The following is a 12801-nucleotide window of genomic DNA, read 5'->3' as shown; positions in this document are numbered from 1 at the left end:
TAGCTTTATTTTTATTTTTTTTATAAAATCATTCAATTTGAAAATAAAATTATACTTACTACTCTTTCTATTTAGTATCAATATTTTTTCTCAAAGAGAAACAGATCATTGGTATTTTGGAGATAAAGCAGGCATTCATTTTAATAAAGGGAATGTAGACGTCTTAGAAGATAGCCAAATGACTGTAATTAACGGATCTTCAAGTATTTCTGACTCCCAAGGAAACTTGTTATTTTATACAGACGGTCAAACTATCTGGAATAAAAACCATGAGATAATGATAAATGGTGAAGGCTTAAATGGCGAGTTAAACAACACGCAATCTTCGATAATTATACCTAAGCCAAATAGTGATACTACTTTTTATGTTTTTACAACTAGAAAAACAGAATTAAGTTCTCCCTTAGTTTATCCTATGATTTATCATTCAGAAATAGAATTTTCAACTTCAAGACCTTTAGGCTGGGTTAAATACAAGAACATGCCACTTATGCATTCCACAGCAAATAAAATTACCGCTATACACCATAAAAACGGTAAAGATGTTTGGGGTATAACCTACGGAAGTAATGCATATGAAGCTGAAAATGATATTTTGTACGCTATTAAAGTTACAGAAGATGGTGTAGAAAGACCATTTACAACAACACAACTTGAGTATGTAAAATATGAAAATAGTTATGATGGAGAAATGACAATTTCTCCTGATGGAAGCACAATTGCATTATATAATGCAGGTCTCATCCGGTTTTTTGAATTTGACACTACAACAGGTCTTTTTTCTAAAATAAAATATGTTACCATCGCAGAATTTGGTGGCGCTGGTTATGATGCTTACGGACTTACTTTTTCTCCAGATTCTAAATTATTATATTATTCTGCAAGGTATAGTAACCGTAATGGCCAAAGCTATAACATAATGCAATTAGAAGTAGACAACCCAGATGAAGGTTTTAGAGGAACACCTGTATATTCTGGCCCTTTAGAAATCTCTAAATCTTCCATAAGCTTAGGTACAGATGGTAAAATATATATTGCCCAATCAACAACAGAAAATATTTTTGATGGCAATGGAAATTATCTTGGATTTGAAACTTATGCTGAAGAAACGCTCAGTATTGTTCATGAGCCTAATAGAGTTGGTCAAAATGCAGATTATGAACATGAAGCTATAAACTTAAAAAGTGGAGCATCCTACAAAGGATTGCCCAACTTTATTCAATCTTATTTTAGAAATAGAATTATTACAGAAAATAAATGTATCACCGATGTTTTTAACTTTAGCTTAGATTCATATAATACAATTACTGCTGCAAAATGGGACTTTGGTGATGGGAACTCGGGCACAGGTTTAACTGCAGATCATCAATACACTACTTCTGGCAACTTTATCGTAACATGTTTGGTTACCATAGAAGGAAAAGAGATACCTTTTTATAAAGAAATTACAGTATATCCACTTCCTAAATTAACCTCTGACCAAAAATTAATACAATGTGATGGTGATAATAATGGAATAGATTTGTTTGATTTAACAGATATTGGTCCTAAAATAGTTGAAGATTCTTTTAACAAGGCGTATCTTTTTTACAAAAGTAGTAATGACGCAGAAAGAGATGAAAATCGCATACCAAACCCAAAAACCTTCGAAAATGAAAGCACATCTCAAGAACTCTTTGTAAAAGTTATTACAGAAAAAGGGTGCGGAAGCATCACCAACTTTTTTATTGAATCTAAATTTGTTTCTCTTGGTGATGTTGATACATATTATACTTGTGATAGCTCAGACAATTTAAATGGAGACAGAATTGGATATTTCGATTTAAAAACAAAAAGCAATGAAATTAGAACCAATTTTAATCTAGACGCTGAAAATACAATTCGTTTTTACCCAACACTGCTTGATGCACAAACTACAGAAAACCAACTCCCAAATAAATTTAATTCCTTATCAACAACAATTTATGTTCGAGTAGACAATGAGTTAGGTTGTGGCGGAATGGAGCCTGTGAATTTAGTAGTAAATCCTACCCCTAAAATAGAACTACAAGACAGTTACACTATTTGTTTTAATCCAAACGTAAACCCAATTACACTTACGGCAGATGCCAGTAATGATGCTTTTGAATGGAGAAATAGTTCAGACAATATTATAAGCACAAACAAAGACTTTAAATTAAATGCTATCGGAGATTATTCTTTAACGGTTTACAAAACCGAAAACGGAATAACTTGTACTAGTTTTAAAGAATTTACAGTAATTAATCCGCCATCGGCAACGTTTTACGATATAAATGTAAATACAGAAGATGAAACCAATAATATTGTTGATATTAACCTTAACGGTAACAGTACCTATGAATTTTCATTAGATAATAACACCTTTTTTGGCAACGGAACTTCACATACATTTACCAATGTCACTACAGGGTTAAGAACTATTTATATAAGAGATATTAATAATTGTGAACCTCCAGTGCAAACTAATGTTTCGGTAATTGGTTATCGTAAATTTTTCACCCCAAACAATGATAATAAAAACGATTATTGGAATGTAAAAGGAATAGACAGCGCTTTCTTTAAGTCTGTTAAAATATTTATTATGGATAGATACGGTAAAGTAGTGTACCAAATTACAGATTTTAATAATCTTGGTTGGGACGGTACCTACAACGGTAAGCCACTTCCTTCTAATGATTACTGGTTTCATTCTGAAATTATTGACAACAACGACCAATTAATTAAAGCTTCTGGAAATTTTAGTTTAATTAGAAAGTAATAATCTTTTTTCTATCCGTATTTTTACATCATGGAATTTAAATTGGTATCAGAATTTTCTCCTACGGGAGATCAACCGCAAGCAATAAAAGAACTTACTAAAAGCATTAATGATGGCGAAAAATATCAGACACTTTTAGGTGTAACCGGTTCTGGTAAAACTTTTACTGTAGCAAATGTGGTAAAACAAGTAGACAAACCAACCTTAGTTTTGGCACACAACAAAACATTGGCGGCTCAGTTGTATTCTGAATTTAAGCAATTTTTTCCTGATAATGCTGTAGAGTATTTTGTTTCTTACTACGATTATTATCAACCAGAAGCCTACATACCGGTAACGGGAACTTTTATAGAAAAAGATTTATCTATTAATGACGATATCGAACGCTTGCGATTAAGTACCACCTCATCCCTACTTTCTGGTAGACGAGACGTCTTAGTAGTAGCTTCGGTTTCTTGTTTGTATGGTATTGGAAATCCCGTAGAATTTAAGAAAAACGTAATTCCTATTCATGTTGATCAGCAAATTGCGCGAACAAAATTTTTACATCAATTAGTACAAAGTTTATATTCTAGAACAGAACACGAAATAAAAAGTGGAACCTTTAAAGTAAAAGGAGATGTGGTTACCATTTATCCATCTTACGGAGATAATGGCTATAGAGTCCATTTTTTTGGTGATGAAATTGAAGAAATAGAATCTTTTGATTTAGAGAATAATACGGTTTTAGAAAGCTTTAGTGAACTAACCATTTATCCTGCAAACTTGTTTGTAACATCTCCGGATGTTTTACAAAATGCCATTCATCAAATTCAAGAAGATATGATGAAACAAGTGGATTATTTTAAAGAAATAGGAAAACATTTAGAAGCAAAACGTTTAAAAGAACGAACTGAGTTTGACTTAGAAATGATTCGTGAATTGGGGTATTGTTCTGGTATTGAAAACTATTCTCGTTATTTAGACGGACGAGAACCTGGTACAAGACCTTTCTGTTTGTTAGATTATTTTCCGGATGATTATTTAATGGTGATTGATGAAAGCCATGTTACCATTCCGCAAACGCACGCAATGTATGGTGGCGATAGAAGTAGAAAAGAAAACTTAGTAGAATATGGCTTTAGATTACCAGCTGCAATGGACAATCGTCCTTTAAAATTTGATGAATTTGAAGGGGTACAGAACCAAGTAATTTATGTTTCTGCAACACCTGCAGATTATGAATTAGAAAAAACAGAAGGTATTTTTGTAGAGCAAGTAATTAGACCCACAGGTTTATTAGATCCTGTGATAGAAATTCGCCCAAGTTTAAACCAGATTGATGATTTAATTGAAGAAATTCAGGTTCGTGTAGAAAAAGACGAACGTACTTTGGTTACTACATTAACCAAAAGAATGGCAGAAGAATTGACAAAATACTTAACAAGAGTAGATATTCGTTGTCGTTATATTCATTCTGATGTAGATACTTTAGAGCGTGTAGAAATTATGCAAGATTTGCGTAAAGGTATTTTTGATGTTTTAATTGGAGTTAACCTTTTACGTGAAGGGTTAGATTTACCAGAAGTTTCTTTAGTAGCCATTTTAGATGCAGATAAAGAAGGTTTTTTAAGAAGTCATAGATCTATAACACAAACCGTTGGTAGAGCTGCAAGAAACGTAAATGGTTTGGCTATTTTATATGCTGATAAAATGACCAACAGCATGCAAAAAACCATTGATGAAACCGAACGCAGACGAGAGAAACAAATTGCCTACAATACAAAACATGGCATTACTCCGACTCAAATCAACAAAAAAATTGATGATACTTTATCTAAATCTGCCGTTTCTAGTTACCATTACGACAATGCTAAACAGGTTGCCGCAGAACAAGATTTACAGTATTTACCAAAAGAGGAAATAGAAAAACGAATACGAGAAAAACGTAAACACATGGAAGCCGCTGCTAAAGAATTAGACTTTATTGTTGCTGCTAAATTACGTGATGAAATTGCTGTTTTGAAGGAAAAATTATGATAAATAATTCCATATTTTTTTTACAAAATTGTTTTTTAAAACTTCTTTTGAATAAAATAAACATTAAGTTAAATCGAATAAAAAAGCAAAAAAAATAATCCTATTAATAAGTTTTAATATTGATAATTATCAATAGTTAAGTAAGATCTTATTTATAGTTTCACAACAATAATAAAAACAATGAAAAAGATAATTACTCTTATTATCCTATTTATAGGATTAAATTCAATTGCCCAAAATAAATTTGAAAAAGGTTATTTTACAACTATAGATGGAAACAAAACTGAATGCTTAATTAAAAATGAAGATTGGAGGCAAACTCCATCTCAATTTCAATTTAAATTAACTGATAAATCTGAAGTTAAAAAAATACAATCTAATCAGTTAAACGTATTAGAAATCTATAATAAATTCTTATTTGAAAAACATAAGGTAGACATTAACAAATATTCTAATAATTTAGATAACCTGAGTAATAAAAGGGTCTCAATATTTAAAAATAAAAACTTGTTCTTAAAAGTAATAATAAAAGGAAAAGCAAGTCTATTTAAATATTCAGATAACGGAGTTGATTACTTTTTTTATAGTCTAAATTCAAAAATTAAACCTTTAGAGTATAAAAAATATAAGAATAATAAAGGTGGTATTTCTGAAAACTTAAATTACCAAAAAACGTTGAGGGATGAATTAAATTGTAAAAACATTAATTCTAACATTAAATATAGAGAAGATAGTTTTATCAACTTTTTCTCAAAATTCAACTCATGCTCTAATAGTTCAAATAAATTATATATCAAAAAAAACAGAAAAGGTAAATTTAATATTTATGGTAAAATAGGTTTTGGACTATCAGTATTAGATGCTACTTCTACTTCAGCAATTAATTTAGGTTTAGAATTAGAATATATTTTCCCTTTCAATAATAATAAATGGTCTCTATTTACTGAGCCTACTTATCAATCAGCCTTCAAAACAATTAATACAGATGTAGTTATAGGATATACACTTTATGCACCACCATCAAACCCAAATGCAACGGCTAGCTTACCGATTTATAGTAATGAAAAAGTAAAATACAGCTCTTTAGAAATACCCATTGCAATAAGACATTATCTATTCCTTAATAATAAAAAAGTTTTATTTATTAATTCGGGTATTAACTTAGATTTTCCTATAAAATTTAATGAAAAAGAAACTAAAATGAATAAAAACATAAGTTTTCTTTTAGGAATTGGATACCACTTTAATAATAAACTCAGTATAGAAGCACGTTATAATGCACCTAAAAAAATAATTTCAGAAAGTAATATTGAATATGCAAACATTCAAAGTTTCATGATTAAATTAGGATATTCTTTTAATTAAAAAATCACAAACTATACATTCCATTCCAATACTTTGGAAATTCTGCAGCACCAAAGACTATTACTTTTTGGGGACCAAGAAGAAGGATAGGTGAATCATTTACAACTATATTCAATTAAATTCATCTAATAATACTATTAAAGAAGATTAAAAGTTACTATAAAACAATGGAAAATTAAGTTTTCAAAACTGTAATTTTCCCAATATAACCTCAACCCAAATCAACAAAAAAATTGATGATACTTTATCTAAATCTACCGTTTCTAGTTATCATTACGACAATGCAAAACAGGTTGCAGCAGAACAAGATTTACAGTATTTACCAAAAGAGGAAATAGAAAAACGAATACGAGAAAAACGTAAGCACATGGAAGCCGCTGCTAAAGAATTAGACTTTATTGTTGCTGCTAAACTACGTGATGAAATTGCTCTTTTGAGGGAGAAGTTGTAGAGTTTTCTAAAAAAAACTAACTTAATAAAAACGCTGCATATTCATCTTAACATTACAAATAATTAAAAATGACAAAAAAAGAACAAATAGCATCAATGGGAACGATATATATTGCCGGCGGTTGTCTTTGGGGCGTGCAAGAATTCTTAAAACACCTACCAGGTGTACTTGATACCCAAGCTGGCAGAGTTAATGGAGCTACCAAATCTACTAAAACAGCTTATGATGGTTATGCAGAATGTGTTAAAACTACCTTTGACTCTCAGATTCTTTCAATTGAAGATTTAATTCATTATCTTTTAGAAATTATTGACCCTTATAGTATTAACCAACAAGGAAACGATATCGGAGAGAAATATCGCACAGGCATCTATAGCGATAACCAAAATCACTTGTTAAAAGCAAAAAATTGCATTCAAAAAATAGAAGAGTCACTAAATCATAAAAATAAAACCGTAAAAAAAATAGTTATTGAAGTTCTTCCTTTAACTAATTTTATCCCGAGTGATGCAGAACATCAAAATAGATTAACCTTACACCCTAATGACCATTCTTATTGTCACATCCCTTTAGAGATACTGCATAAGTATAAAAAAGTAACAACTAATAATTAGTTAAGATTCTCTCAAGACTTAAACTTAAACAAAGTCTAAAAAAGCAAATCTTAATCTGCCTTTCTTTTCTTGATGAACAAGGATTTAGAACTACTTCTTTTATTGAGGTATTCGTTAAGTGCAAGAGAAGCGAAAATAAGACTTCCTCCAATTAAAATCTTTTGAATATCTGCCTCTTTATTCCAAATAACCAGATTAACAATTAAACCTATTGGAACTAACGCATTATTCATAATGGCTAACGAGCCTGTATTTACCATAACAACACCTTTGTTCCAAAAAAAATAACCTAGGCCAGAAGCCACAGCTCCCAAATATATGATTACTCCCCACTGAACTGATGTAGTTGGTAGCTTTTCCGTTGAACCAAAAATGAAAAAAGCAATGAGCGCTACTAAAAACGCTCCAATAAAAAACAAGCCAAAAATAGTATGTTTTGGGGTGTTTTTTAATTCAGGTGTAGATTTTAATACATACTTGTAAGCAATTTGACCAACAGCAAAACAAAGGTTGGCACCTTGGATAATTATAAAACCTAAAAACACATTTTCGTTAATACTTGAGTATTGAATATAAGCTGCTCCTAAAACAGCAATTAAAGCAGTAAGAAGATGTCTTTTATGAAATCGCTTACTTAAAATATCGTTTAATAAAGTAATGTAAATCGGTGTAAGTACACTAAAAAGTAACACTTCTGGCACCGTAAGAAAACGAAACGACTGGAAGTAAAAACAATACATTAAACCTAATTGAACCGAACCAATTGCAATAAGTTTGTAAATTGTTGTTGCTTTAATTTTCTTCAACCTTAAAAAAGGCAAAAATATGATGGTAGCAATACCAATACGCATCAATACAGAAAACCATGCATCAACAAACCCCGAAAGATATACTCCAATTAAGCTAAACGAAAAAGCCCAAATCATAGTAACACCAAATAAATACTTCATAAAAAACTAGATAAACAATAAATTAATCAGACCTTACTTAAAACAAAACAGCTAACATAATTGAAAAAGATGCCAAAATTGTAGTTTTATCGTAAAATATCCAATTATTAATTTAGAGCATATTTTTTCCAAAATTTAGAAGTATTATCCGCCGCTTCACCAATATTAAAAAGACACCAATTTTCTACACTATCATAATGAATATAAGACCATTTATGAGGTAATTTGCTTGCAAACACTAAAATAGGATAAATAATACGGACTTAAAATTCATAATACTTGTAATATCAATGAGATGAAACTATTTATTTTACATCAATTAAGATACTTTTTACCTTATAACAAACCAAGTTATTAAACTCAAAAAAAAAACTTTCAAAATATTTTTTTGCAACTTCAACTAAAAAATTTCTATAAATTAAATACTAATCGTAATATTGCAATGAATAAATAAAGCAACAATATGGGATTAGCAAAAACCGAAATGTTTACCGATCAACAAAATGAGATAGCCTTGTTTGCTAAAGTTTTTGGGCATCCGGCAAGAGTAACTATTTTACAACATTTGTTTAAGATTGATTCTTGTGTGTGTGGTGATTTAGTAAACGAAATAGGATTGGCACAACCCACTATTTCTCAACATTTAAAAGAATTAAAACATTTAGGGTTGATAAAAGGAAGTGTGGAAGGCACAAGTGTTTGTTACTGCATTCATAAAGAAAACTGGACCGCAATGAAAACGGTTATGTCAGAATTTTTGAATCAAGATTTATCTCAAAAAACAGATTGCTGTTAAAAAAATTTATCAGCATTCATCGTATAATTACAATTAATAAAAACATTCATTATGAAATTATCAGAAGTTAAAGTAGCATTAAACAAATTAGAAACCATCGGTTTTCAATTACCAAACGGAGAATTAGTTGCTAGTCATTTTCACGTTACGGAAGTTGGTAAAATTACCAAACATTTTATTGATTGTGGTGGAACCGTAAGAAACGAAGAAGTTGCAAACTTTCAACTTTGGAATGCAGATGATTATGACCACAGATTACACCCAGAAAAACTATTAAACATTATAGAACTTTCTGAAAAGGTTTTAAATATTGAAGATTTAGAAATTGAAGTAGAATACCAAGCAGATACAATTGGTAAATTCGGACTTGATTTTGACGGAATAAACTTTTTATTGACCACTAAGCAAACAGATTGTTTGGCTAAAGACCAATGTGGAATTCCAGAAGAAAAACCAAAATTACAGTTTTCAGAAATAGCAACAGGAAATTCTTGTGCTCCAGGTAGTGGATGTTGTTAAACTAAAAAAAAATCAACTTAAATAAAAATGATCACAACACAAACAACATTATTTTCTGAAATAGAAAATGTAATTAAAGGCTTAACCCCTGAAACTATTTCAGAAGAACGTAAAACTGTCTTACAACCGTTAGCAGATTTTATTCAAGACAAAGTTAGGAATCAACAAAAAATTAACATCAACTTTATTTGTACGCACAATTCTAGAAGAAGCCATTTATCACAAGTTTGGGCACAAGCAATGGCTAATTATTTTAATATTAAGAATGTGTTTTGTTATTCTGGTGGAACAGAAGCTACAGCGCTTTTTCCGATGGCAGCGGAAACTTTAAAAAATGCTGGTTTTAAAATCAAAACAATTGCCGAAACGAACAATCCTATTTATAGTATTAAATACGCAGATAATGCACATCCTATTATTGGGTTTTCTAAAAAATTAGATGATGATTTTAATCCAAAATCTGAATTTGCAGCTATTATGACTTGCTCTCAAGCAGATGGCGGTTGTCCGTTTATTGCTGGCGCAGAAAAACGTATTCCAATTACTTTTGATGATCCAAAGACATTTGACAATACACCTCAACAAGCTGAAAAATACCAAGAAAGAAGTCTGCAAATTGCAACAGAATTATTTTATGTTTTCTCTCAAGTAAATTTATAAAAATGGCTTTAAAAAAATTAAGTTTTCTAGACAGCTACCTCACTTTATGGATTTTTGTCGCTATGGCATTTGGTGTTGGTTTAGGCTATTTCATTCCAACATTCCCAGACATTATCAATTCATTTAGTAGCGGAACTACAAATATTCCTATTGCTATTGGTTTAATATTAATGATGTATCCGCCTTTGGCGAAAGTAAACTACGCACTTTTACCTAAGGTTTTTAAGAATACCAAAATATTATCCATTTCACTTATTTTGAATTGGATTATTGGCCCTGTTTTAATGTTTATTTTGGCAATAACATTTTTACGTGAATATCCAGAATATATGGTCGGGCTTATTTTAATTGGTTTGGCGCGTTGCATTGCCATGGTGTTGGTTTGGAACGATCTTGCAGAAGGAAGTAGCGAATATGGAGCAGGTTTGGTGGCTTTAAACAGTATTTTTCAGGTATTTGCATACAGTTTTTATGCATGGCTTTTTATTACTGTACTTCCACCCTATTTTGGGTTTGAAGGAGCTATAGTTGATATTTCCGTTGCAACTATTGCAGAAAGTGTCGCTATTTATTTAGGAATCCCTTTTGTATTGGGTATTTTAAGTCGACTTATTTTAGTAAAATTAAAAGGAGAAGATTGGTACACAAACAAATTTATTCCTACTATTTCACCGATGACATTAATTGCATTATTATTTACAATTGTGGTGATGTTTTCTTTAAAAGGAGAATTAATTGTAGAAATACCGATGGATGTTTTAATCATTGCCATTCCTTTATTAATCTATTTTACATTGATGTTCATTATTGGGTTTTTCTTTACCAAGGCAACAGGAGCCGAATATGATAAAACAGCAGCTGTAGCCTTTACAGCAGCAGGAAATAATTTTGAATTAGCCATTGCAGTTGCCATTGCAGTTTTTGGATTAAATTCTGGACAAGCATTTGTAGGTGTTATTGGTCCGTTGGTAGAAGTACCTGCTTTAATCCTATTAGTTAGAGTATCTTTTTGGTTACGAAAAAAGTATTACAAAAAGGCATAAATATTAATAATAGTGAAATAAAAGCACTATTATATTAAATACTTTTTGCTTAATGAGTTAAATTTGTATAAAATCACACTAAGAAATTATACGTATGAATTTAACCATTGAAAATATACTGTTAGTAGGATCTATACTCCTCTTTATAAGTATTATTGTTGGTAAAACTTCCTATAAATTTGGAGTACCAACTTTAATACTTTTTTTAGCTATCGGAATGATGGCTGGTTCAGAAGGTATTGGTGGTATTCGTTTTGACGATCCTAAAATGGCGCAATTTATAGGTATCGTATCACTTAACTTTATTCTGTTTTCTGGTGGTTTAGACACAAATTTTAAAGCCATAAAACCAATCCTTAAAGAAGGGCTTGTTTTATCCACCGTAGGTGTTTTATTAACCGCTCTTACTTTAGGTACCTTTGTTTGGTATGTAACAGATTTTACTATTTATGAAAGTCTGCTATTAGGCTCTATTGTATCTTCTACAGATGCTGCGGCAGTATTCTCTATTTTACGATCTAAAAATTTAGCTTTAAAAAATAATTTAAGACAAACCTTAGAGCTAGAAAGTGGTAGTAATGACCCGATGGCCTATGTATTAACATTGGCTTTTTTAACTTTAGTAATTAATCAAGATTTAAGTATTACCGCTATAATACCTATGTTTTTTCAACAAATGATTTTTGGTGGAATTGCTGGTTTTGGTTTTGGAAAGTTAAGTAAGATTATCATCAATAAAATTAAATTAGATTTCGAAGGATTGTATCCTGTTTTAGTAATTGCACTTATGTTTATTACTTTTTCTGCTACAGATGCTGTTGGTGGAAACGGATTTTTAGCCATTTATATTTGTGCTGTCTATTTAGGAAATCAAGATCTTATCCATAAAACAACTATTTTAAAAATGTTTGATGGTATGGCTTGGCTTATGCAAATTGTTTTATTCCTTACACTAGGTTTACTTGTTTTTCCATCAGAAATAACCCCATATATGGGTGTCGGAATCTTAATTTCTGTATTTTTAATTCTGGTTGCGAGACCAATAGGCGTTTTTATCAGTTTAATGTTCTTTAAAATGAAACTTCGTAGACGACTGTATATTTCTTGGGTTGGTTTACGTGGTGCTGTGCCAATTGTGTTTGCTACATATCCGCTTTTAGCGGGAATAAACAAAGCCAATATCATCTTTAATATTGTATTTTTTATATCGGTAACCTCTATTTTAATTCAGGGTACTACATTGTCTATTTTCTCTAAATGGCTAAATGTTGCTTTACCAGAAGAAACAAAACCGATTGCAGAAAACGATCGATATATTTTAAATTTACCAAAATCGGCTATGAAAGAAATAGATATTCATGCAGATAGTGATGCCGTAAATAAACGTATTATCGACTTACATTTTCCAAATACAGCTTTTATAAGTATGATTAAAAGAAACGGAAAATTTGTACGCCCTGGAGGAACAACGATTATAGAAGCCAACGATACGCTTGTAGTCTTATTAGATAATGCTGAAAGTTTACATGATGTTTATGAAGTGCTTCATAAAAAATAGTGAATTTAATATTGATGAAATTAGTAAATAAATAGACTTAAAACCTG

At 30.6% G+C, this 12801-nt stretch carries 11 protein-coding genes; 10 read left to right on the top strand and 1 reads right to left on the bottom strand.

The genetic code is table 11. The features are described from left to right. The first annotated feature begins 37 nt into the window (after positions 1-37). From WG945_RS17200 to WG945_RS17180, 5 genes are all read left to right on the top strand, one after another. A complete protein-coding gene (locus WG945_RS17200) occupies positions 38-2779 on the top strand; it encodes a T9SS type B sorting domain-containing protein (protein WP_068449886.1) in 2742 nt (913 codons plus the stop codon). A 30-nt stretch (positions 2780-2809) separates the two neighbouring features. Then, the gene (gene uvrB, locus WG945_RS17195) at positions 2810-4798 is read left to right on the top strand and encodes an excinuclease ABC subunit UvrB (protein WP_068449885.1); all 1989 of its coding nucleotides are present in this window, start codon (positions 2810-2812) and stop codon (positions 4796-4798) included. Between the two features lie 180 nt (positions 4799-4978). Beyond that, entirely contained in the window at positions 4979-6163 is a 1185-nt protein-coding gene (locus WG945_RS17190) for a hypothetical protein (protein WP_068449884.1), read from the top strand. Between the two features lie 205 nt (positions 6164-6368). After that, positions 6369-6614, top strand: a complete 246-nt coding sequence (locus WG945_RS17185; protein ID WP_317039187.1) for a UvrB/UvrC motif-containing protein — start codon at positions 6369-6371, stop codon at positions 6612-6614. 68 nt (positions 6615-6682) lie between these two features. After that, entirely contained in the window at positions 6683-7228 is a 546-nt protein-coding gene (locus WG945_RS17180; protein WP_068449883.1) for a peptide-methionine (S)-S-oxide reductase, read from the top strand. 50 nt (positions 7229-7278) lie between these two features. On the opposite strand, the gene WG945_RS17175 is transcribed toward WG945_RS17180, so the two are convergent. Next, a complete protein-coding gene (locus WG945_RS17175; RefSeq protein ID WP_068449882.1) occupies positions 7279-8178 on the bottom strand; it encodes an EamA family transporter in 900 nt (299 codons plus the stop codon). A gap of 463 nt (positions 8179-8641) precedes the next feature. Between WG945_RS17175 and WG945_RS17170 the strand changes: the two genes are divergently transcribed. The 5 genes from WG945_RS17170 (at position 8642) to WG945_RS17150 (ending at position 12754) form a co-directional block, all read left to right on the top strand. Then, complete coding sequence (locus tag WG945_RS17170) at positions 8642-8974, top strand: ArsR/SmtB family transcription factor (RefSeq protein WP_068449881.1); 333 nt, start codon at positions 8642-8644, stop codon at positions 8972-8974. Positions 8975-9025: 51 nt separating this feature from the next. Further along, on the top strand, positions 9026-9493 hold the full coding sequence (locus WG945_RS17165; RefSeq protein ID WP_068449880.1) for a DUF6428 family protein: 468 nt from the start codon (positions 9026-9028) through the stop codon (positions 9491-9493). A gap of 27 nt (positions 9494-9520) precedes the next feature. Continuing rightward, the gene (locus tag WG945_RS17160; RefSeq protein WP_068449879.1) at positions 9521-10153 is read left to right on the top strand and encodes a low molecular weight phosphatase family protein; all 633 of its coding nucleotides are present in this window, start codon (positions 9521-9523) and stop codon (positions 10151-10153) included. A 2-nt stretch (positions 10154-10155) separates the two neighbouring features. Then, positions 10156-11196: an ACR3 family arsenite efflux transporter gene (gene arsB, locus WG945_RS17155; RefSeq protein ID WP_068449878.1), complete on the top strand. Its 1041-nt coding sequence runs from the start codon at positions 10156-10158 to the stop codon at positions 11194-11196. A gap of 94 nt (positions 11197-11290) precedes the next feature. Then, a complete protein-coding gene (locus WG945_RS17150; protein ID WP_068449877.1) occupies positions 11291-12754 on the top strand; it encodes a potassium/proton antiporter in 1464 nt (487 codons plus the stop codon). Positions 12755-12801: the final 47 nt, after the last annotated feature.

This window comes from Polaribacter atrinae, assembly GCF_038023995.1.
Taxonomy (GTDB): domain Bacteria; phylum Bacteroidota; class Bacteroidia; order Flavobacteriales; family Flavobacteriaceae; genus Polaribacter; species Polaribacter atrinae.
This window is presented reverse-complemented; position numbering and strand designations above follow the sequence as displayed.

Bases quoted from the DNA above. Each gene is read 5' to 3' on its own strand.
- uvrB (WP_068449885.1), top strand. From the start codon at position 2,810: ATGGAATTTAAATTGGTATCAGAATTTTCTCCTACGGGAGATCAACCG.
- WG945_RS17190 (WP_068449884.1), top strand. From the start codon at position 4,979: ATGAAAAAGATAATTACTCTTATTATCCTATTTATAGGATTAAATTCA.
- WG945_RS17180 (WP_068449883.1), top strand. From the start codon at position 6,683: ATGACAAAAAAAGAACAAATAGCATCAATGGGAACGATATATATTGCC.
- WG945_RS17175 (WP_068449882.1), bottom strand. From the start codon at position 8,178: ATGAAGTATTTATTTGGTGTTACTATGATTTGGGCTTTTTCGTTTAGC.
- WG945_RS17170 (WP_068449881.1), top strand. From the start codon at position 8,642: ATGGGATTAGCAAAAACCGAAATGTTTACCGATCAACAAAATGAGATA.
- WG945_RS17165 (WP_068449880.1), top strand. From the start codon at position 9,026: ATGAAATTATCAGAAGTTAAAGTAGCATTAAACAAATTAGAAACCATC.
- WG945_RS17160 (WP_068449879.1), top strand. From the start codon at position 9,521: ATGATCACAACACAAACAACATTATTTTCTGAAATAGAAAATGTAATT.
- arsB (WP_068449878.1), top strand. From the start codon at position 10,156: ATGGCTTTAAAAAAATTAAGTTTTCTAGACAGCTACCTCACTTTATGG.
- WG945_RS17150 (WP_068449877.1), top strand. From the start codon at position 11,291: ATGAATTTAACCATTGAAAATATACTGTTAGTAGGATCTATACTCCTC.